Annotated in this window: 17 protein-coding genes and 1 other RNA gene; 2 read left to right on the top strand and 16 right to left on the bottom strand. The window is 44.0% G+C overall.

Features of this window, described 5'->3' with window-relative positions; all coding sequences use genetic code 11:
* Positions 1-42 precede the first annotated feature (42 nt).
* Positions 43-2,184 carry a pectate lyase family protein gene (locus tag NYE25_RS22055; protein WP_341146822.1) on the bottom strand — a complete coding sequence of 714 codons (2,142 nt, stop codon included), beginning with the start codon at positions 2,182-2,184 and terminating at the stop codon, positions 43-45.
* 335 nt (positions 2,185-2,519) lie between these two features.
* Here NYE25_RS22055 and NYE25_RS22050 point away from each other — a divergent pair, with 335 nt between their 5' ends.
* The gene (locus NYE25_RS22050) at positions 2,520-2,696 is read left to right on the top strand and encodes a hypothetical protein (RefSeq protein ID WP_179085866.1); all 177 of its coding nucleotides are present in this window, start codon (positions 2,520-2,522) and stop codon (positions 2,694-2,696) included.
* Between the two features lie 141 nt (positions 2,697-2,837).
* Here NYE25_RS22050 and NYE25_RS22045 read toward each other — a convergent pair whose 3' ends face one another.
* Both NYE25_RS22045 and NYE25_RS22040 read right to left on the bottom strand, forming a co-directional pair.
* Positions 2,838-4,091 (bottom strand): mechanosensitive ion channel family protein, encoded by a 1,254-nt coding sequence (locus tag NYE25_RS22045; RefSeq protein ID WP_076286813.1) that lies wholly within the window; start codon positions 4,089-4,091, stop codon positions 2,838-2,840.
* An 87-nt stretch (positions 4,092-4,178) separates the two neighbouring features.
* The gene (locus NYE25_RS22040) at positions 4,179-5,036 is read right to left on the bottom strand and encodes a LysR family transcriptional regulator (RefSeq protein ID WP_341146821.1); all 858 of its coding nucleotides are present in this window, start codon (positions 5,034-5,036) and stop codon (positions 4,179-4,181) included.
* A 128-nt stretch (positions 5,037-5,164) separates the two neighbouring features.
* Here NYE25_RS22040 and NYE25_RS22035 point away from each other — a divergent pair, with 128 nt between their 5' ends.
* Positions 5,165-6,154, top strand: coding sequence for a zinc-binding dehydrogenase (locus NYE25_RS22035; RefSeq protein ID WP_341146820.1), 990 nt, complete (start codon positions 5,165-5,167; stop codon positions 6,152-6,154).
* A 141-nt stretch (positions 6,155-6,295) separates the two neighbouring features.
* Here the strand turns inward: NYE25_RS22035 and NYE25_RS22030 are convergent, their stop codons facing one another.
* The 13 genes from NYE25_RS22030 to gpmI form a co-directional block, all read right to left on the bottom strand.
* Positions 6,296-7,612 carry a BaiN/RdsA family NAD(P)/FAD-dependent oxidoreductase gene (locus NYE25_RS22030; RefSeq protein ID WP_042184042.1) on the bottom strand — a complete coding sequence of 439 codons (1,317 nt, stop codon included), beginning with the start codon at positions 7,610-7,612 and terminating at the stop codon, positions 6,296-6,298.
* A gap of 31 nt (positions 7,613-7,643) precedes the next feature.
* Positions 7,644-8,951, bottom strand: coding sequence for an aminoacetone oxidase family FAD-binding enzyme (locus tag NYE25_RS22025; protein WP_341146819.1), 1,308 nt, complete (start codon positions 8,949-8,951; stop codon positions 7,644-7,646).
* Between the two features lie 146 nt (positions 8,952-9,097).
* Positions 9,098-9,226 (bottom strand): hypothetical protein, encoded by a 129-nt coding sequence (locus tag NYE25_RS22020; RefSeq protein ID WP_256721775.1) that lies wholly within the window; start codon positions 9,224-9,226, stop codon positions 9,098-9,100.
* A 205-nt stretch (positions 9,227-9,431) separates the two neighbouring features.
* A complete protein-coding gene (locus tag NYE25_RS22015) occupies positions 9,432-10,109 on the bottom strand; it encodes a zf-HC2 domain-containing protein (protein WP_339799698.1) in 678 nt (225 codons plus the stop codon).
* The gene (locus tag NYE25_RS22010; protein WP_341146818.1) at positions 10,106-10,597 is read right to left on the bottom strand and encodes an RNA polymerase sigma factor; all 492 of its coding nucleotides are present in this window, start codon (positions 10,595-10,597) and stop codon (positions 10,106-10,108) included. Before NYE25_RS22010 ends, NYE25_RS22015 begins: the two co-directional genes overlap by 4 nt.
* A gap of 473 nt (positions 10,598-11,070) precedes the next feature.
* A complete protein-coding gene (locus NYE25_RS22005) occupies positions 11,071-11,436 on the bottom strand; it encodes a hypothetical protein (RefSeq protein WP_341146817.1) in 366 nt (121 codons plus the stop codon).
* Positions 11,437-11,662: 226 nt separating this feature from the next.
* Positions 11,663-12,027, bottom strand: a transfer-messenger RNA (tmRNA) gene (ssrA, locus tag NYE25_RS22000).
* 198 nt (positions 12,028-12,225) lie between these two features.
* Entirely contained in the window at positions 12,226-12,705 is a 480-nt protein-coding gene (gene smpB, locus NYE25_RS21995; RefSeq protein ID WP_339244261.1) for an SsrA-binding protein SmpB, read from the bottom strand.
* Between the two features lie 732 nt (positions 12,706-13,437).
* A complete protein-coding gene (rnr, locus tag NYE25_RS21990) occupies positions 13,438-16,317 on the bottom strand; it encodes a ribonuclease R (RefSeq protein ID WP_341147765.1) in 2,880 nt (959 codons plus the stop codon).
* A 346-nt stretch (positions 16,318-16,663) separates the two neighbouring features.
* On the bottom strand, positions 16,664-16,897 hold the full coding sequence (gene secG / locus NYE25_RS21985) for a preprotein translocase subunit SecG (RefSeq protein ID WP_042123332.1): 234 nt from the start codon (positions 16,895-16,897) through the stop codon (positions 16,664-16,666).
* Positions 16,898-17,052: 155 nt separating this feature from the next.
* Positions 17,053-18,906 (bottom strand): leucine-rich repeat domain-containing protein, encoded by a 1,854-nt coding sequence (locus NYE25_RS21980; RefSeq protein ID WP_341146816.1) that lies wholly within the window; start codon positions 18,904-18,906, stop codon positions 17,053-17,055.
* Positions 18,907-19,007: 101 nt separating this feature from the next.
* Positions 19,008-20,294 (bottom strand): phosphopyruvate hydratase, encoded by a 1,287-nt coding sequence (gene eno, locus NYE25_RS21975; RefSeq protein ID WP_042123330.1) that lies wholly within the window; start codon positions 20,292-20,294, stop codon positions 19,008-19,010.
* Between the two features lie 69 nt (positions 20,295-20,363).
* A complete protein-coding gene (gene gpmI, locus NYE25_RS21970; RefSeq protein ID WP_042123328.1) occupies positions 20,364-21,908 on the bottom strand; it encodes a 2,3-bisphosphoglycerate-independent phosphoglycerate mutase in 1,545 nt (514 codons plus the stop codon).

Genomic DNA, 21,908 nt, shown 5'->3' with positions numbered 1-21,908 from the left:
GATATTGCAATATCGTTAGCAGCTTTTATTTTATAAAACTATCTATTCCAACTTCATATAATACAGATTCGCCGTACTATCCTTCGTAATGGTATGTGCGCCCGCCGTAAGGGAGACAGTGGCAATGCCATTCGTTATAGGATAATTTGTTCCATCCACTTTTATTTTGGTTCCTTCTGTATTGAACACTAGGGTTAGGGTTGAAGCTTTAGCAGCTGTGAACTGAATACTGGTTGCACTCTCGATTTTTAGACATTGAGTTAGGGTTAACCCCTGATATGTCACAGTTCCCTTACTTGTTGAGAGATTCCCTTGGATATTGAAGAAGCTGCTCGTTGTTCCATCAGTGGTAAAGTTATGAACGGTTGCTGCCGCTGTCGGCACTGGCGTTGCCGTAGGTGTCGTTGTCGGTACAGGTGTTGCTGTTGGTGCTATTGTTGGAGATGGAGTCGCTGTTGGCACAGGAGTAGCTGTTGGAGTTGGTGTCGGACTTGTTGTGTTTGAATTGCCCCCTACAGAGACAAGCCCCGTTGTGTAGCTTCTGATTGCAGACATCAGTGCAGTATTCAGCGCATACGATGCGTCATCCACGGAATCATTAAATGCCCATGTGAAGTCTCCACCATTCAGACGTCCGGCTTTTGCCGTAACAACCTGTACTACATTGCTTACGTTGTCAATATTCGATACGTTCACTCCGGTTTGGACGTTTGTATCGAAGTTATTGTAGGCTATTCCACCTTTTAATGCTTTGTATGAGCTTGGGACGGTTTCATTTCTCGACGAGGCTAAGTAGGCATCAAATGAGGTTGCATTAGCAGGAGCTGTCCCTGTATTGGAGTTAGCGTAGATAAGACTTGAAGCATCAACAATTAGATTGTTATAAGCTTTAATCATACCTCCATTTTCACCCGAGAACGTCCCCTCACCTAAAGCATCTGTACCCTGTAAGGAACTAAGCATTGGGTCTTTAGTATTTCTAAAAACATTGGATTCCACAAAGGCCGAAGCTCCGGTTGTAACGCCGACACCATATTTCGAGACTCCATCATAGAAGTTATTATAGACATGAACAGAGGCCACTCTGATCCGCGGATGACGGGAGTCCGAATGATCGAACCAGTTATGGTGGAAGGTAACAAAGAATTCTGCAGACTCACTAAGTCCGACTAGAGCAGCCTTTCCGGAATCAAAGTAGTGGTTGTACGAGATGGTAATGTACGTTGATCCTTTTTTGAGGTCCGTAGATCCGTCCCCTTTGGCTTGGTCCGCATCGCCCCCTGCGGATCCATAGAAAATATCATTATTATGCACCCATACATTCGCATTGCCTGTATCCATTGAAATACCATCGTCAGGAAATAACATTACACCCAGATTTCTTACTTCCAAATTACCAACATATCTAAGAAGCAATCCCCAGCCGTATGCATAAGCATCTTTTCCGATACCTTCGATTGTAATATTCATTTCCGAATAATTATTTTTACCTTTGACTTCAAGATATCCACTGCTGTTAAGCTGTCCACTCAGGTCAGCGGCTGTAACTTTACCGATAATTCGGATGGCAAGCGGGGTTGTATCATAACCCTTTTGTCTCAGAGCCAAGATGCTACCAAGACCAACGCCTGTTTGTACAGCGCCCGAGCTGTTGATTTTCACATCAAGTGTTACGGTATTCGCATTCTGAGATGTTATATACAGCACTTGAGCACCATTCTTGAGGGTTCCATTCTCATTATAAGCGCCAGAACCCGAACCAAATGGCGAGCTTGCCGAAAAAGCAAACCCAGATCGATCATATGACGTTACGGATAACGTATTTGATACCGAACTTGCCGTTCCTCCCCCTGATAGGGTAGCTTCAACCTTCATTACATAACTTCCAGCTGCAAGCCCTACAGCATCCGCTCTCCAATAGGAAGAATATTTGCGGATCAATTCATTATCAATCTGTTGGTACCCCGAATCTGATGCGCTTGCCTGTTTAACATATACGTTATATCCTGTCGCATTACTTACAGGTGACCATTCCACATATGCCGCTTCATTCCAGCCTCCACTACCTGTTATCGAAAGACCAGCAGCATGCACTACTGTATTTGTCCATCCACCTGCTATCAAAGAAAGTGCAAGAGAAAACAACACACCAATACTGATTACCTTGGCAATACTTTTTTTCATTTTATTCCCTCCTGATTCTAATTTGTTGCAGATAGAATTGTAACCGTTTGCAAGAAGATATAAAGTTTCCTTTTCACCTCCTGAAATATTACATTTTATGGGACTAAAACATCCTCAACATATCAGAACAGAAATCAGTTCCGATACAATCATTTCCTCATATTTTTCACATCTAACAGTATTCTGAGTTAATGATTATAGGACAGAGCATTGATACACCCGTACTTTCAGCAATGTATCCTGTGCTCTTGTGAAAATACAACACGAATAACCACACAGTAGCCAGCACATAATAAAATTCACAACCATTAGATAATCAAGGGAGGAGCTTTCAATTGAGTGCAAATCAACCAGATAAGAATCTAATCAACACAGTAAAAGAACTGGAAGCCACGCCCGTAAACAGCCTGGAGGCCCAACAGCAGCAGCAAGCCCGTAATGATCGCCGCAAACAAGCTCTGCATGACAGCGATGGCAAATTCTCAGAAAATGAATCTGGGAACTTCCATTAGAGTCTTCAGCTATGTCCGCACCCCAATAAATCGCACGTTTTATGATCCTTTCCAAAATGAAAAAAACGTAAAAAAGCGACCACGATGGTCGCTTTTTTACTGATATTAAGAAATGCCTTCTCCTGCAAATCATTCTTATCTTCAGTATCCAGACGAATACTCTTTGCTTTCTTTTAAGCGAGCAATATCATGGCCCGTCGGGTTTTGGAAGACACGAAGCCCAAATATCGGTACAACTGCAAAAATGTGATCAAAGATATCAGCTTGAACCGATTCATACACCACCCAGTTAGTATCATTGCTAAACGCGTAGATTTCTAAGGGCAGTCCATTATCCTCTGGCGCGAGCTGTCTGACGATCAGCGTCATATCCTTATGAATTTTAGGATGATTCCTCAGATATTCATGGATATATTCTCTGAATACACCAACATTCGTGAGATGTCTTCCATTTACTTTACTCTCCGTATTGATTTGATGTTCGATATTATAAATGCTAATTTCATTTAATCTTGCCCTTATAAAATCGGAAAGGTAGTGAATCTTCTGGAATTCCTCCATCATTTCTTTTGTACAAAAGCATATGCTGCTTGTATCGATATGAACGCTTCGTTTAATCCTTCTGCCGCCAGAAACTTGCATGCCCCTCCAGTTTTTGAACGAATCTGAAATAAGGGCGTAGCTAGGAATCATGGTGATTGTTTTATCGAAATTCATAACCTTTACCGTATTCAATGTAATGTCAATTACATCACCATCCGCATTATATTTAGGCATTTCGATCCAGTCACCTACACGAACCATATCATTAGATGATAATTGAACACCTGCCACCAAACCCAATATAGAATCTTTGAAAATCAGCATAAAAACAGCGGATAATGCACCTAACCCACTAAGTATAATCAGTGGATTCTGACCAATGAGGTTAGAGATCACCACAATAACACCAATGATAAATAGAATAATCTTTGCAACCTGAATGTACCCCTTGATCGGCCTAATCTTGGAGACCTCGAATGAGCGATAAATAGCATCGATGGCATTAAGTAGTGCATTAAACACCGTGATAGTGACGATAATCATATAAGTTAAGGCGGATTTTTCAATAAAAGCCTGATATAGCGGAAAGATAGACGCAGAATAATAGATGATGAAGGCTGGCGCCAGATGCGACAGCTTGTGAAACACTTTTTTCTCCAAAACGATATTATCCCATGCATACCGATCCTTACTAATGAAATGAATAATTATCTTCAGCACGATTTTTTTGGCTATTAAATTGGCCAGTACAGAGAGTAGTGCTATAAATAAGACCATGATTATATTCGAAAGATAACCTGTCATTTGTTCGCTTACACCGTATCCTGCTAGTTGATCTTTTATAAAATTCATCATTTCCTCCTGCTGCGTGTTACTTAAATTGTTTGATGAAATGGTCTAGCACTAACATTCGACGTATCGATCGTTGCGGGTGAACTATTATGGCCTAGTTTCAACTAATTGTATTAACCTGGTTAACGCGCTTGAGTAAATTGTGTCATGTCTATGCACAAACCATACCTGCAAATCTCGATACTCTTCAGGCAAACGGTGGGAAGTGATTATGCCCTGTTCTTCCGCCTTGGCAATCGATGACTGTGGCAGCATAGACACACCAAGTCCAGAGGAAACGCCATCTAGAATAACTGCTAATGTGCCAAATTCCATAATCTGATAAGTGGTCAGGCCAGTGCCTCTCAGAAAACTCTCTGCTTTTGCCCGATGCGTACATCCAACGTCAAAGAACAACATCGGTTTCATAAGTAGCTCATACATTCCGTTTTGTCCCGGCTCAGAGATCAACACCAACTCCTCTTCAAAGGCCGCGATATGTTCTATATCTGGATCATCAACAGGACCATAGACGAACGCTCCATCAAGCTCGTAATCCAACACCTTTTGTAAGAGCGCATGTGTCACACCCGTAGTGAGCGATAAATTAACATCCGGATATCGTGATTGATACTCGGCCAATAGAGGAGTCAGATGAATGACTGCTGTCGCTTCAATGGAGCCTATCCGAAGAGGCCCTGCAGGATGGTCCGAGTATTGTGTAGTTTTCACAGCCTCGTCCATCAGAGTCAGTATTTTATCCGCATATCCCAGTAAATTCTCGCCAGCCAAAGTTAGCGTCATTCCTCGATTGGATCTCCGAAAAAGGGGTGTTTTCAACTGAGCCTCAAGATACTGAATTCGAGTCGTCACATTAGACTGTACATAGTTCAACATTTGCGCAGCCTTGGTTATGCTACCCTCTCGAGCCACAGCCTGAAATATTCTTAAATCTCCGCTTTCCATTTCTATATCACCTGCTTGGTATGATCATTTATGATACTCACAATCGGTTTTGTTCATTTTACTGTATGATTCCCACTCTGTACAATTCAATATAGATTCATTGAAATACGAATGACTGGAGGATTAGGATGAAAGCAATCGTACATGCTGGGATGAACGGCTTGAAGAGCCTGACATATGAAGACGTTGTTGATAAACAGCCAAGCTTCGGTGAAGTAAAAGTAAGGCTGAAAACCGCAGGGTTAAATCATCGAGACTTATTTCTCATAGCGGATCGAACAAATGAGGATGCCCCCCTGATTATGGGCTCTGATGGGGCGGGTATAATTGAAGCGGTAGGTGAAGGCGTAACATCACTTACAGTAGGTACCGATGTAATCATTAATCCGTGTATCGGATGGGAAATCACCCACGATGTCCCAAACGTTCCTGCCATAGTGGGCGGCCCTTCAGATGGTACATTTGCCGAGTCTATCATCATCCCTGCGCAAAATGCCATCAGCAAGCCAGCTTATTTGTCTTGGGAAGAAGCGGGCGTGTTGCCCTTATCTGCCTTGACAGCCTATCGGGCTTTGTTTACGAGAGGCCGCTTACAGCAAGGTGAACATATCCTTATTCCGGGTATTGGTGGCGGTGTGGCTACTTATGCGATGCTTATGGCTTCAGCAGCGGGTGCAAGAGTCAGTGTCACATCACGAAGTGAAACAAAAAGGCAAGTTGCTCTTGCACATGGGGCAGATCATGCCTTTGACAGTCATAGTGATTGGAAGGAAAGTATGAAAGGAGAAACAGTGGATCTCATCCTGGATAGTATCGGGCCAGCGACGTTCCAACAGTACTTTGATATCATTCAGCCAAATGGCCGGATCGTTACGTTTGGAGCAAGCTCAGGAGATCGAATGGAAATAGCAGCACGATCCATATTTTACCCCCAAATCAGTATCATCGGCACCTCAATGGGAAGCAGTGAGGAGTTTGTTGCGATGCTTCAATTTATGGAACTCCACTCGATACGCCCTATCATTGATAGTATGTATCCTTTACAAGACACCCTTCAAGCCTTTCAGCGAATGCAACAAGGGCAGCAGTCTGGCAATATTGGAATAAGAATTAATTGAAAAAAGACACCTCTCAAGGTGTCTTTTATTTACTCCATATGGACCCCGGCGTGGCATGGCAAATCCATTAGCCGCCGTGTGTTCTAGGGCATGCAAGTATTTCCACTGCAACATGCCAAGAGTCAGCAACCATCTATCCTATTACGTGGCGCTAACACGTCGTTTAGCAAGCGCCATCGCGGCAGCATAGCCGGAGCTCCAGGCCCATTGCAGGTTATAGCCGCCGCAATCTCCATCGACATCCATCACTTCACCTGCCAAATACAGCCCAGGGACTAACTTAGATTCTAACGTTCCTTCGATTAGCTCCGTCGTATCGATGCCACCGGCTGTTGTTTGTGCATTCGTGAAGCTATTGGTATCGGTCACTTTAAATTCCCAACGTTTCAAGATTCGATAAAATATTTTCTTGGTTTTCCATGATAAATCCATACAAAGCAAGTGCGGCTGTTGATCAATTCCAGCCTCCTTCAGCAGAACTGGAATCAGTTTCTTGCTGACGATGCCCACAAAAGAATCGGCAACCGTCCGGTGTCCGAAGATCCCCCAGTGGATCTCCAGAAAATCAATTAACTCTTCCTCCGTGCGCTCCGGCATTAAATCAACCGACAATGTCACCGATTCTCCTATTCCGAGATTATACGCAGCCTTTCTGCTGAGCTGAAGTATGGGCGGGCCCGAGATACCATAGTCCGTAAAAAGAATCTCACCAGACTCAGTGCGGATGACTTCATTGTTTACGATAACATGGGCCTCTCCCTCAAATTTGATGCCCGATAGTTCCTTCAAATACGGATAATCCAGCTTCAATTGTACAATGCCTGGCACCGGGTTGATCAGGGTGTGCCCCAGACGTTGGACAAGCGTATAACCGGAGCCGTCCGTTCCCGTTTTGGGAGCGGTAAGGCCGCCTGCACATAGAAAAAGATAGTCGCTGGTATACACAACCTGTTCCTCTGTCTCCGTCTGGCAGGTTATCGCGAACCGCGGATGTCCCGCCGAAACGGTAACATCCAACACTTTATGTTTATAATATACGGGAACATTCCGATCCTCCAGCGCCAGCTTAAATACACCCGGCACCGAAGCCGCCTGCAGCGACATCGGATACATCCGGCCATTCTCCAAGCTTACAAAAGGAAGCCCGAGCGAGGAGAAAAATTCGATCGTTTGGCGGACACCGAATTGCCGCAATACATGTATTGGGAATCCTTCCTGATTACTGTGATACTTGCGTGATAAAGCGGCCGCTTCATCCGTACCGGTGGCGGTGGATTGGTTCGTAATGTTGCAACGCCCGTTACCCGTCGTTATTATTTTCTTCCCAAGCCGGTCATTGCTTTCAATAATTGCTGTATCAATACCTTGATCCCTCGCTGTAACTGCAGCCATTAGACCTGCAGCACCCCCACCGATAATGAACAGCTCGTGGTGCTTAGAAGTCTGATCCTTATACATGTTAATTGATGCATCCCTTTTCCTAATAAATTTATTGAATTGACTTAGCTAGCGCCATGGCGGCCACATATCCGGAACTCCAGGCCCATTGCAGGTTATAGCCGCCGAAATCTCCGTCCACATCCATCACTTCGCCAGCCAAATACAGCCCAGGCACCAGCTTGGATTCCAGCGTTCCTTCGATGAGTTCCGACGTATCAATGCCGCCGGCTGTCACTTGCGCATTCGTAAAGCCATTGGTATCCGTCACTTTAAATTCCCAACGCTTCAAGATTCGATAAAATTTCCCCTTGGTTTTCATCGATAGATCCTGGCAAAGCAGCTCTGGCTGTTGATCTAAGCCAGTCTCTTTTAGTAGGACAGAAACAAGCTTCTTATTGAAGATGCCAACAAGGCAATCCGCCACAGTCCGGTGTCCAAAGGTCTCCCAGAGCCTTTCTAAAAACTCAACCAACTCTTCCTCCGTGCGACCCGGCATCAGATCAACCGACAATGTTACCTGTTCTCCTCTTGCAAGATGATACGCAGCCTTCCTGCTTAGCTGAAGAATTGGCGGGCCGGTAATACCATAATCCGTGAAGGCAATTTCACCCTGTTCACTGCAGATGATTTTACCGTTCACAATGATATGAGCTTGTCCCTGAGATTTGATAGTGGACAGTGCCCTCATATTCGGATATTGCAGCTTCAATTGCACAATGGCCGGCAAAGGCTCAATCAGGGTGTGTCCCAGACGTTCAGCAAGTGTATACCCAGGAGGTTCTTTTCCCGCATTTGGACCGGCAAGGCCACCCGCAGATAGAAGTAGATAGTCGCTAGTATAAACAACCTCCTCCTCTGTCTCCGTTTGGCATTTTATTTTGAAGCGCGGATGATTCTTCGAAACAGTAACATCCAACACTTTATTATTGAGGTATACCGGAACATTCCGATCCTCCAACGCAAGCTGGAAAATATCCAGCACCGCTGCTGCCTGCAGCGACATTGGATACATCAAGCCCTCCTTCAATCTTGTAAGCGGAAGCCCGAGAAAGGAGAAAAAATCTATGGTCTGACGGATGCCAAATTGCTGCAATACCGCAAGTGGAAATCCGGCCTGATTACTGTGATACTTACGCGATAAAGCGATTGCTTCATCCGTACCCGTTGCAGTGGATTCATTCGTAATGTTGCAGCGGCCATCACCTGTCATTAATATCTTCTTTCCAATCCGGTCGTTACCTTCCAGAATGGCAGTATCGATACCCATATCACGCGCTGTAACGGCGGCCATTAGTCCGGCAGCACCTGCGCCGATAATAAACAGCTTGTGGTGCATAGAAGTCTGATTCTCATACATGGTTGGTCAATGCATCCTTTATCCAATTTTTCTAAAAGCACAGAGTCACTTTATTAAATTATAGCATAAGTATACTGGTTTTCATTTATATCTCCCTATTAACTCTTCCTATCCTATGTTTGCCTTTTTTATCCCTATATAGAACCTTAAATTTTTTTGGCCTTCACGCCTTCTTCACTGCAATCTTTAATTCCACATACGAAAGATACTGGATCTAGCAAGATACTCATTTTTTTGAACCGCCACGTATAGTCCAGATCATACTCTGAAAACATGAAAAAGACACCCTTCATGGTGTCTTCAATAATACTCCATATGGAGCCGAGGGGAGTCGAACCCCTGTTCGAAGATAACGGCACATAAGCTTTTACGAGTGTAGTTACAGTTTTGATGTCACATAATTATAATTTTTATACTTATGAAACATAGTAAAGACAGATTGGATGTCGAACAGCCCTTATCTCAACTTGAGCCCCCTAATTATCGACTTGCCGTCGGCAGTTCCATTCCCTTCTTCCAAATCAGAATCGGATGATCAGGTGAACCGTAGTAGATGGACGTAATCTCCACATCTTTACCATACTTCTTCTGATAGGCCCTTACACTCACAGGATTGACGAACATCTCGCCACTGACTGGATTGGAGGCATTATATTTCTTTGATATGATAAGAGGATGAACGGGGGTCATATAGAAACTCCCATCATCCTTAACGGTATTCTTCACATGAGCGAAACTATACCCGTCCCTGATTTGAACACGAAAAGCAATTTCACCGCTTGATGTGGTTCTTATATCAGAAATAATAATATGGTCGGATGATACCGGTAGGATATTCCAGCGAAACAAACCGAAGTAGCCAAGAATCACCATTCCACATACGGAAGCAGCCACAAACAATCCTTTCATAAAAGCCATCGATCGGGTACGGCTCCACATTCTTTTAATGTTTTGCAGCCCTTTTCCCTCCAATTTATTTACTTCAATATCTTGAATGGGCAAGCTCAGGCTGGATTTCAATTGTTCCAGAGAAGAACGGCAGTCAGGGCAATCAACAAGGTGTTCCTCCACCAGTCCCTTACTAGTTTCACTGCATATGTCATCATAATACAAGGGGAGAAGATCTTGAACTACGTCACATGAGATTCGGTTCATCATTTATCCTCCATTAGAAGATTTTGTATTCTTAGCCGAGCACGGTGATAGGTCACTCTTGCCCAGCTTTCCGTTCGGCCAAAGATTTGACTAATATGATCGAAAGACAGTTCTCCAAATAACCTGAGCATAAAAACCTCCTTATACGGCTCGTTCAAAACGTGCAAAACCTTATGAATACGCATAGCTTCAGTCTGATCAATGAGTTTTTGCTCCAGATTAATGCTGCCCTCTTCTTCCTGTACAGCCAACGAAGCGAACCTCCGCTGCCCGTTCATATAGGAGAAATAAGTATTTTTCGCAATCTGACACAGCCAGACGCTCATTTTGCAGTCCCCCCTGAACTGGTCAATTCGCTTCAGCGCTTTAAAAAAGGTTTCCTGTGTAATTTCCTCGGCAATCTTCTCGTCCCTGCTTAACGACAGCACAAATATGTATACATCATGGAAGTATTGATCATAGACTCCTTCTAATTCATCTGATTTGTCCAAGGGTTCACCACCTTACATATATAAGACTAACTAAACATAAAAACGTTACAATGAATTCAGTTTATTTTATTGTACTTGTAATAGAAAAAAAGAAATAAAAAAGACACCCCTAAAGGTGTCATCACTTACACTCCATATGGAGCCGAGGGGAGGCGAACCCCTGTCCGAAGATAACGGCACATAAGCTTCTACGAGTGTAGTTACAGTTTTGATGTCACCCTAGAAGCATTCTAACCAGCATTTGATGAGTCTGTCTGATTTTACTTAGATAAAAATTGGCTATATTACTGCTCTTCCTTGTTATATATTTAACAAATTATAGAATCGTATAGAAATTACTTATCTATGGTTAAAAAAGGAGACTGATCATAGGAATAACTCCTTAGTATAGTGATGCAATTATATAAGTTAATACGCAGAAGTACCTTTGCCGCTACAGATGATGGCTGGATTCTTTTAATTTTTAGAAGTTGCTAATTCCCTGCAGAATCAAGATACGTTTCAGCTTCTTCTATCGATTCGTACAAGTTTGCAATATCTTTAAACATACGATGCATTTGCGTTTTGTAGAAAGAAGTAGGCGCAACATACACCCATTTGTGTTTTGTAGAGATTCCAGCTTTCACAGCATCTTCACTAGTTGGAGCAAGAATTGCCAACACTTCTTGCTTAAATACCATGCCACCAGTAATTACAGTCATACCTGTAAACCCTCGCTTAGTTTTCTTCAGTACTTTCGGAAATTGTTCCGCGTACGCAAGGGCATCCTCAACATCCATACCGTCCGATGTTACAATAATTCTGTTTTTGTTTTTAACATAATCAATAGTAAAACTCATGATAGTAATTCCTCCGAATGTTTTTGTTTTGGATGCTTAATACTATAATTTTATATCAGTTCGGGCTCTTATAGATATTAATAACTTCAAAGTGAATGATCTAATTTTAGATGTAGACAACATGTCTACAATAATGAACACATTTAGTTCCCACAACTTCTTGTCTACATTGGTCTACAATCCAACCACTAAACAGCAAAAAACCCGCTATTTTAGCGGGTTTTTCTTATGGAGCCGAGGGGAGTCGAACCCCTGTCCGAAGATAACGGCACATAAGCTTCTACGAGTGTAGTCACAGTTTTGATGTCACCCGAGTATCGCCCCGTAACCGGCTATACGTTGGGTCAGCCTGATTATCTTCTTCCGTTGACCCCAGGCGGAGACCAGACGGCGTATCCCACTACTTGTTAGCCCCTATCCCTGTCACATGGGCGATGCAGGGTAGAAGCACGCGCGCAGTTTCTTAGGCTGCGAAAGCGTAGTTGTTTTGTTGTTTGCCGTTTAATAGGCTTTAGCGTTGATGAAGCGGACGCGTCCCCACTACTCGCTACTCATGCTCGAACTACCCCCGTCGAATCCAAGAACGGCCCCTCATTAAAAAGGGCGCTTCGGATCAAGCGGATCTTCCAAGCAAGAGAGATCCTAACCACAGCTTCTTCTTCAAGAAGTCTGTAACGAAGCAATAATCTTACTTACTCAGTATATCACATTTATCAATACTTTAACACGTAGGTTAAAGGAATTGAAGGTGGAAACTGGTACTCATTTGAATCGTACATTCTTCTTAGATTATCTGGCGATCTTTTGCTTCTCACGCAATACACGCTGAATATCACGCTGAGCATCACGCTTAGCAGCAGAGTCACGTTTATCGTACTCTTTCTTACCTTTACCAAGACCAATTAACAGCTTCGCATAGCCATTTCGCACATAAATCTTGAGTGGCACAATCGTAAATCCATCTCGCTTGGACAAGCCCAGCAGTTTATGAATTTGCTCCTTATGCATCAGCAATTTACGAGTACGCGTCGGGTCCGTAGGGTTAGCACGATTACCTTGTTCAAAAGGGCTGATATGCATGTTGTGAATGTGAATCTCACCGTTACGGATCGTAGCAAAAGCATCTCCAATATTAGCGCGGCCATTACGCAGCGACTTGATCTCTGTACCTGTCAGCACCAAGCCAGCTTCATAAGTATCCTCGATAAAATAATCATGGGAAGCTTTTTTGTTCTGGGCAAGTACTTTCCCGTCTGCTTTTTTACCCATGAGAATCACTCCTTGAATCATATTCATAAGTTAAAGTAACCATGTCTCTCTAATCTTAAACGATATAGTCATCGAACGTCTGATCTATATTGTAACAAATGGAATCGATTGTGCGCAAGGAAGGATCAGGTAATCCTTTCCCAGCCATTTTGACAACTAGTTGTCAGTAAGTTTACCCAATGGTTAACTTTAATTACATTTATTTATAAAAAGTTGTTTATGTTTCTATATTCACACATCTCAGTTAACTCATACCCTTTTCTATTCACTCTCTCCCTCCGACGCTACCCTAAAGCTACATAAATGCACCTTATACATCTATTTAATATATTTAGATGCTCGATGGTTATTTAGTTGTACTTTCTACAGTTAATAACTCGAAATCATGCGGTTTTGAAGATACTGATCAGATTTAGATGTACAAAGTGCAATTAACCTCAATCTCCACTGAAACGCAGGAATTTAACTGCACATTATGCAATTAAAAAATAAGCATCGTGATAGCACGGGTTACTTTGCTCCAACCCAAGTGTCATAGTTACAAAATGATGCTGTAACCTAGCTTCTTCTGATTATTACTCAACAAACTTGTGGCAACCAATAGTCTCGGTCATAAATGAGAATTTCACACTTGAGCAGCGAAAAAGAATTAAAAAAGCACCGCCCCCAATCAAAGGGAGCGGTGCTTAATCTTTCGTCATAGAGCTACGAAACGTAGCCCAATAACGTTATTTATTTCTTCTTTCTCTTACGAGGAGCACCGTCTGGAGCGCTGCCTGTAGTGTCACTACGTTTAGAAGCGGCTTGTTCCGACGTCTGAACGTTGCCCGGTGTCACGGATTGACCGATGAATACACCGCTTTTGTTCTTCTTTTTCCGGCGACCTTTACCTGTTGGAGCGCCGCTACGGCCTTCTCCACCGCCAAAGTTACCGCCGCGGTCCTCTCGGCTACGGAACTTCGTGCTGCCGTCCAGGCCGCGGACTTCGCCGCTGGAAGAGTCAGACGCAGGAGCGCCGTATCCGCCTTTGCCGGAGCCAAAGCCGAAGCTGATGCCGCGTCCACCACCGGCACCGCCGTTGTCACCGCCGCGGCCTCGCCCGCCGCTGCGCTCACGTGGCGCGCCTGCGTTGCCGGCTTCGCCCCCGCGCTCTGCGCCGGTGCTTCCGCCCGGCGCCGCAACTACCCGGCTCGCATCCTCGCCGGAATCACGCCCGCGCTTCCGCTTTCCGCGTCCGCCCGGTGCACCAACACCGGCCGCTTCGCGCGGCCCTTCGCCGGCGCGCACACCAGCGCCCGGCTTGCCCTTGCCCGCGCCTACAGCAGCGCCGGGCTTGCCTTTACCGCCGCGGCCCTTACTGCCCGCGCCGCCTTTACCCCCGGCTGGCGCCTTGAAGCCGCCGCTACCTGGACGGCCGCCTTTGCCACCGCGGCCGCCTCCAAAACCACCGCCGCGATGCTCACCTGGCGCGCGTGGTTTCATGTCGACCAACTCGAAATCGATCGTGTGGTCATCCATGTTTACCTTGGCGACTCGAATTTTCACCTCGTCGCCAATACGGAACACCCGTGATGTGCGCTCACCGATGAGCGCCATATGGGCCTCGTCGAAGTGATAATAATCGTCGCTCATAGCGCTGAGACGAATAAGACCTTCGACAGTATTGTCCAGCTCGATGAACATTCCGAAGCTGGTCACACTGCTGACCATTGCCTCGAATTCCTCGCCTACTTTATCCTGCATGTATTCAGCTTTCTTCAGCTGCTCTGTATCGCGTTCTGCTTCTACCGCTACACGCTCACGTTCCGAGGACTGCTGAGCAATGTCAGGCATCCGGCCGGCCAAATAATCATGTCGTTTCTGGCTCAGCGCCCCTCCATTCTCAATCACTTCACGCATTACACGGTGAATGACCAGATCGGGGTAACGACGAATCGGCGAAGTGAAGTGGGAATAGTATTCCGCAGCCAGTCCGAAATGGCCTGTGCTCTCCGCATCATATTTCGCCTGCTTCATGGAACGCAACATCATTGTGCTAATAACAGTCTGTTCTTTAGTCCCTTGGATTTGCTCCAACAGATCCTGCAAAGCACGTGGATGAACTGAATTGCCACGTCCCTTCACGTGATATCCGAAATTAGCCGCAAAAGCCATAAAATTCTGTAGCTTCTCTGGATCTGGATCTTCGTGAATCCGGTAAAGGAACGGAACCTTCAACCAGTGAAAATGCTCCGCGACTGTTTCATTCGCCGCGAGCATAAATTCCTCAATAATCTGCTCAGCTACAGAACGCTCACGCTTCACGATATCTACAGCCTTGCCGTTCTCATCTACGATGATTTTGCTCTCTTCAAAGTCAAAATCAACCGCGCCCCGCCGCATCCGCGCATCACGCAGCTTCATCGCCAATTCTTTCATGAGACGGAAATCATCAATTAATGGACTATAGCGCTCCAGCAATTCTGGATCTTCATCCTCCAAAATTTTGCGAACATTGGAATAAGTCATTCTTTCTTTGGTGCGAATCACACTTGTAAAGACATCGTGCTTCACGACCTTCATGTGTTCGTTAAATTCCATCTCGCAGGACATCGTTAAGCGGTCGACCTGTGGATTCAAACTACAAATCCCGTTAGACAAACGGTGAGGCAGCATCGGAATCACCCGATCCACCAAGTACACACTACAGCCCCGATCATAGGCTTCTTTATCGAGCTCAGAGCTCTCACGTACGTAATAACCTACATCCGCAATATGCACGCCTAGCTTGTAATGTCCATTCTCCAGTCGCTGAACATTAACCGCATCATCCAGGTCCTTAGCATCCTCACCATCAATCGTGACAATGTTTAGTCCGCGCAAATCGCGACGTCCCTGCTCAGCAATTTCCTCTTCTGTGATTGAATCCGGAGCGTTGTCCGCTTCGTTCATCACTTCAGCCGGAAAGGCCTCTGGCAGCTGATGCTTACGGATAATAGATAGAATATCGACTCCTGGATCATCCTTATGTCCGAGGATCTCAATAATTTCACCCTCTGCCGCTGATCGGCCTTCTGGATAATTCACGATACGTACAACGACCTTTTGACCGTCTACCGCCCCCATGAAGGATTGCTTCGGAATAAAAATATCGCGATTAATCCGTTTATCATCAGGCAGCACAAAGCCATAGGTCTCCAGATTTTGAAATACGCCAACCGTCTGCAATACTCCCCGTTTTACAATGCGCTCAACTTCGCCTTCCATACGTCCGCCGGACGGACTTTTAGAGGTAATACGGATAAGGACAATGTCACCATTCATAGCTCCCTTAAGATCATTCGCATGGACATATACGTCAGGATGATCACGATCATCCGGGATAAGAAAAGCGAAGCCTTTCGCATGAGCCTGTAACCGGCCTCGCAGTAAATCCATTCGTTCCGGCACGCCATAACGTGCATTACGAGTTAATACAATTCTTCCGTCCTGCTCTAATTCAATTAGTAGTTCCTCGAACTTTTTAAACCCTGTGCTATCTTCTAGAGCAAAATGGCTCACCAGCTCTTCATAAGTCATTGGTTTATATGCAGTTTCCCGCATGAAATCGAGTAATATTTCTTGTGTTATCATGTTCGTCACCCCAGCCCTCCGCGGCTCCAAGCCGCTGGCAAATATGTATGTCTTGTCCTGCTCTGTAGTAATGCCAAGTAAAATTTACCTTTACCTACTTCATACCCTAGTATACACGAAATCAATCCTGCGCATCCCTGTTACTGTCATCCAAAGGTAAACGCAGTACGAAATTTCATTCACATCGAAGGAGAAAGTTTATTTATTAAGGCTTTACCGTATCGAATCTTATTCTTTCTGCTATGCAAAGAAAAGCACCTGCAGGTGCTTTATCCCCTTTTTATTATAACAAAAAAGCCTTCGCTCCATTCCATTCAGAACAGAGCGAGGGCTTACTGTAGGTACTTTAGTCAATGAAAACAGCAGCTAGAATCGCCATAATGAAGAATCCTGCAGCAAGTCCAACTGTTACACGTTGTAGTACGAGTTCCATACCACGAGCTTTTGTTTTACCAAAGAGATGCTCAGCACCACCGGAGATGGCACCGGAAAGACCCGCGCTTTTCCCCTTTTGCAGAAGAACGACCGCAATAAGACCGACGGAAAAAATCAGGAGCACAACTTTCAAAAAGATATCCATTCACTTCCACCTCCTACGCCTAAGCATCACTATCTATGGTAATTGAGGTTATCACGATACATAAACAGTATTCTTATTTTATCATAGCGTTCAATGGAATACAACCGCCTCCGTTGTATATCTTCCCTAGATTCTTGTAATCTCTTGCTTCTATTCTACTTGATTTTTTTCCAATTTATACCGTCATCCGAAATAGCGACTCCCTCATCGGAATATCCAAGGAACTTCGTTCCAGATTGGAAAACATACATATTGTTTAGAACTTTTATTTTTGTTGTCTTCCAGTTGATTTTATCCTTAGATGTCAATACTTTCGTATTCACAACCCCTGAAGAAACCCAATAATGCATAAATACATAATATTGTTTGTTTTTCTCATAAATAGGTGAGCGCCAATCATTGGTCTGCAACGAATTATTGGTATTTTTGATCTTAAAGTTAATGCCATCTATTGATGTTAGCACATGCGAATAATCATCATATAGTAGAATCTGGCCATTTATAACAGGCTGTTCCTCATAAACGCCATACCCTTTATAAGGACCGTCCGCATTTGACCAAGTATAGTTCAACTTCTTTACGGCCCCTGAATGTTGCGTCCATTTCTTCAGGTCAGTTGAGGTAAATATAATCAGTTCACCGGAAACCCCATCCTTCGGTTTCACCAAAAACTGATTTTTTGTGCTCGGCTTGCCGTAATACAGATAACCTCCACCTAGAGCTGTATACTGTTTACCATTCCATATTAATTTTGCACCCTTAGTTGCAATTGTACTTTCATAATCCCAAGATATTCCGTTCATTGAAGTGAAAATATAAGTACTTTTTAAATACTCATTTGTGGCAAGTAAAACTTGCTTCCCGTGGACTGATTGAATCTGAAGGATAGAAAGTTTACTTCCGTTCGGTGCGTAAAGAAAAAAAGAAGTCCATTCTTTACCGTCCTTTGAATAATAGGATTCCGTTCCTTTATAATCGCTGATGGATAGGTAAAATAAATTGTTATGATATTGAAAATAATAATTGGCATTTCTCGGGAGACTTCTGGATACCCAGGTCTTTCCGTAATCATATGTAATGTTTAAGTAATTCCACGATGTAGTCATGATTGTACCCTTATTATTTGTTGCAATATAATTAATTCCATCTTTGGTCGCTCGGTTAAAAGCAATAGGGAAGGTATATTTGGTCGGTGTCTCCACTACTTGTGGTGCTGGTTCTGTGGAAACTACTGCTGTTACCCTCTGATCCATCGTTTCACCATAAAACTTCACACCCTTATTTTTGAGTGTCTGAAGCGCAATCTTATTTGCTTCCTCATTGAAGTTAATTTCATTATTGGACATATTCAGAGACTCTAGGTTCTGAAGTCCAACTAAAGGTGAGATAACCTTTACTGGATTATTGTAAAAGACGATTGAGGTTAGTGAATCCATTTCAGAAATGGCATCCAGATTCTCTACCTTATTATCAGAAATACCTAGATAGTTTAGTTTCTTTAGGTTTTTCAACGCATCAATTGAAGAGATTTTATTCTCGTTAATCGCAAGAGATGTTAATTGGCTCAGATGCTGTAAGGGGGTCAGGTCCGAAATTAAGTTTTTATCGATATACAACGTATCTAACTGTATCAGCGAGGCAATTGGCTTAATATCTATAATACGGTTGTCGTCCAAATAAAGATTTTCCAGCTTCGTCAATTGGGATAATGGCTGAATATCTTGAATCTCATTAAATTTCAAAGATAACGATGTCATATTAGTTGCATATTCTAAGCCTTTTAATGATTTTATTTTCTTATCCTGCGCCACTAGGAATGTTAGCTTTTCCATGTCCTCTTGTGTAATGGGGCCGGATGCTTTATTGATATCTCTACGAATCTCCTGTTCAAGGTTAGGATCCTCGACCCTAATCTCAGATGCCTCAACCGGCTGAGGAATTAATAGGTGAATTAATACAATACTCATTAATAACACGAAGACACGTGAACAACGAATATACTTTTTCATCAAAAGCGCTCCTATCATTTATTGAGAAACCAGTAGCCAAAAGAAGAAAAAAGGGCCTGCCGAAAGCGGCAGGCCCTTTATAGGCTTTTTAGAGACGTGAATTATCTTTTAAGGTTGTAGAAGGATTTCAGGCCGTTGTATTGAGCCAATTCACCCAACTCGTCTTCGATGCGAAGCAATTGGTTGTATTTAGCCACACGGTCTGTACGGGAAGGAGCACCTGTTTTGATTTGACCAGCGTTAGTCGCAACAGCGATGTCAGCGATTGTGCTATCTTCGGATTCACCGGAACGGTGAGAGATAACTGCTGTGTAACCAGCACGTTTAGCCATTTCGATAGCATCGAAAGTTTCAGTCAATGTACCAATTTGGTTAACTTTAACCAAGATGGAGTTACCGATACCTTTTTCGATACCTGTTGCAAGACGCTCAGTGTTTGTAACGAACAAGTCGTCACCAACCAATTGAACTTTGTCTCCCAATTTTTCAGTAAGCAATTTCCAACCATCCCAGTCGTCTTCGGACATACCGTCTTCGATTGTGATGATAGGATATTTTTCAACCCATGAAGCAAGAAGGTCAACATACTCAGCGGAAGTGTAAGATTTACCTTCGCCAGCAAGGGTGTATTTACCGTCTTTGTAGAACTCAGTGGAAGCAACGTCCATACCCAAGAATACGTCAACACCTGGTTTGTAACCAGCTTTTTCAATAGCTTCGATGATTGTAGTGATTGCTTCTTCATTCGAACCAAGGTTTGGTGCGAAACCACCTTCGTCACCAACAGCTGTGTTCAGGCCTTTGGATTGAAGTACGGATTTCAAGTTGTGGAAGATTTCAGCACCTGTACGAAGAGCTTCTTTGAAGCTTGGAGCTCCTACAGGAAGAACCATAAACTCTTGAACGTCGATGTTGTTGTCCGCATGCTCACCACCATTGATGATGTTCATCATTGGTACTGGAAGAGTTTTAGCGTTGAATCCGCCCAGGTATACGTACAAAGGAATATCCAATGCTGCTGCTGCTGCACGAGCTACGGCCATGGATACAGCTAGGATTGCGTTAGCGCCCAATTTACCTTTGTTATGAGTTCCGTCCAAAGTGATCATCAATTTGTCGATGCCCACTTGGTCAAGAGCGTCCATACCGATAACTTCTGGAGCGATGATTTCATTTACGTTCTCAACAGCTTTCAGAACGCCTTTACCCATGTAACGGGATTTGTCACCATCACGAAGCTCTACAGCTTCATGAGCACCAGTGGAAGCGCCGGAAGGAACGATAGCGCGGCCTTTAGCACCGGATTCAAGATAAACGTCAACCTCTACAGTAGGGTTACCACGGGAGTCAAGGACTTCGCGAGCATATACATCAGAAATAATAGTCATTTTAGTTAATCTCCTTTAAACAATGTTTTGGTTTTTGATTGTTGAAGCTTAATCTTAGGTATTGTTTCCTTATTTGCGACTAGCGATCATGGATTGACCAGTCATTTCCGCAGGTTGCGGAATTCCCATCAGATCCAGAATGGTTGGTGCTACATCAGCAAGGATACCGCGATCGCGCAATACAACATTTTCATCCGTAAGGATGAACGGAACCGGGTTAGTGGTATGAGCTGTGAACGGACGACCGTTCTCATCAAATACCATGTCTGCATTACCGTGATCGGCGATAATGATCGCAACGCCACCCTTGGCAACTACTGCGTCCACTACTTTACCTACACACTCATCTGTTACCTCTACAGCCTTGATTGTTGGCTCCAACATACCGGAGTGTCCAACCATATCAGGGTTTGCAAAGTTAAGAATAATAGCATCCTGTCTTTCCGCTTCGATTTCTGCTACGCAGGCTGCAGCCACTTCGTAAGCACTCATCTCAGGTTGAAGATCATAGGTTGCCACTTTAGGAGAATTGATCAAGATACGAGTTTCTCCTGGAAGTTCCTCATCACGTCCACCACTGAAGAAGAACGTTACGTGCGGATATTTCTCAGTTTCCGCGATGCGCAGTTGCTTCTTGTTGTGTTGCACAAGTACTTCACCCAATGTGTTATCCAGGTTCTTCGGTGAATAGGCTACATAACCTTGTACCGTTTCACTGAAAGTAGTCAGGCATACGAAGTGCAAGTCTTGCGGGAACAAAGGACCCCGGTCGAAACCGCGGAAATCTTGATTCGTGAACACTTGTGACAACTGAATAGCACGGTCAGGGCGGAAGTTGAGGAACACGACGGAATCGCCGCTCTCTACTGCCGTTACCGGTTTGCCTTCACTGTCTACAATCACGCTAGGTTCAACGAATTCGTCGAACACGGAATTTGAATAAGATGCAGTGATAGCTTGCAGAGCATCTGTGTATTTCGGTCCTTCGCCATAAACCATAGCACGATAGGCTTTTTCTACACGATCCCAACGTTTGTCACGGTCCATTGCGTAATAACGCCCGGATACCGTTGCAATTGTACCTACTCCAACTTCTTCAATCTTAGCAACCAGATCTTGAACAAACTTCTTACCACTATCTGGAGGTACGTCCCGGCCATCCATGAAAGCATGGATATACACTTCGTGCATATCTTCTTTCTTAGCCAGGTCAAGCATAGCAAACAGGTGATTAATATGGCTATGTACCCCTCCGTCGGATACAAGCGCGTAAAGATGAAGCTTTTTACCTGTGTTCTTAGCATTTCTAACTGCGGCTACCAGTGTTTCATTATCGAAGAATTCGCCCTCACGGATCGATTTATCGATACGAGTCAAATCCTGGTATACAATCCGTCCTGCACCAATATTTAAGTGCCCTACTTCAGAGTTGCCCATTTGGCCTTCTGGAAGACCAACAGCTTCACCACAAGCAGTAAGGGTAGTATTAGGATATTGTTTCAAGTAACGGTCATAGTTAGGTTTGTTAGCTTGAGCAACGGCGTTACCTTCAGATGTTCCACGCAAACCGAAACCATCCATGATGATCAAAGCTACAGGTCTTGGAGCTGACAT

This window comes from Paenibacillus sp. FSL E2-8871, from assembly GCF_038000345.1.
GTDB lineage: Bacteria > Bacillota > Bacilli > Paenibacillales > Paenibacillaceae > Paenibacillus_AQ.
This window is presented reverse-complemented; position numbering and strand designations above follow the sequence as displayed.

Excerpts from the sequence above, each read along its gene's own strand:
- NYE25_RS22055 (WP_341146822.1), bottom strand. The coding sequence starts at position 2,184 with ATGAAAAAAAGTATTGCCAAGGTAATCAGTATTGGTGTGTTGTTTTCT.
- NYE25_RS22045 (WP_076286813.1), bottom strand. The coding sequence starts at position 4,091 with ATGAATTTTATAAAAGATCAACTAGCAGGATACGGTGTAAGCGAACAA.
- NYE25_RS22040 (WP_341146821.1), bottom strand. The coding sequence starts at position 5,036 with ATGGAAAGCGGAGATTTAAGAATATTTCAGGCTGTGGCTCGAGAGGGT.
- NYE25_RS22035 (WP_341146820.1), top strand. The coding sequence starts at position 5,165 with ATGAAAGCAATCGTACATGCTGGGATGAACGGCTTGAAGAGCCTGACA.
- NYE25_RS22030 (WP_042184042.1), bottom strand. The coding sequence starts at position 7,612 with ATGTATAAGGATCAGACTTCTAAGCACCACGAGCTGTTCATTATCGGT.
- NYE25_RS22025 (WP_341146819.1), bottom strand. The coding sequence starts at position 8,951 with ATGTATGAGAATCAGACTTCTATGCACCACAAGCTGTTTATTATCGGC.
- NYE25_RS22020 (WP_256721775.1), bottom strand. The coding sequence starts at position 9,226 with ATGTTTTCAGAGTATGATCTGGACTATACGTGGCGGTTCAAAAAAATG.
- NYE25_RS22015 (WP_339799698.1), bottom strand. The coding sequence starts at position 10,109 with ATGATGAACCGAATCTCATGTGACGTAGTTCAAGATCTTCTCCCCTTG.
- NYE25_RS22005 (WP_341146817.1), bottom strand. The coding sequence starts at position 11,436 with ATGAGTTTTACTATTGATTATGTTAAAAACAAAAACAGAATTATTGTA.
- smpB (WP_339244261.1), bottom strand. The coding sequence starts at position 12,705 with ATGGGTAAAAAAGCAGACGGGAAAGTACTTGCCCAGAACAAAAAAGCT.
- rnr (WP_341147765.1), bottom strand. The coding sequence starts at position 16,317 with ATGATAACACAAGAAATATTACTCGATTTCATGCGGGAAACTGCATAT.
- secG (WP_042123332.1), bottom strand. The coding sequence starts at position 16,897 with ATGGATATCTTTTTGAAAGTTGTGCTCCTGATTTTTTCCGTCGGTCTT.
- NYE25_RS21980 (WP_341146816.1), bottom strand. The coding sequence starts at position 18,906 with ATGAAAAAGTATATTCGTTGTTCACGTGTCTTCGTGTTATTAATGAGT.
- eno (WP_042123330.1), bottom strand. The coding sequence starts at position 20,294 with ATGACTATTATTTCTGATGTATATGCTCGCGAAGTCCTTGACTCCCGT.
- gpmI (WP_042123328.1), bottom strand. The coding sequence starts at position 21,908 with ATGTCAGCTCCAAGACCTGTAGCTTTGATCATCATGGATGGTTTCGGT.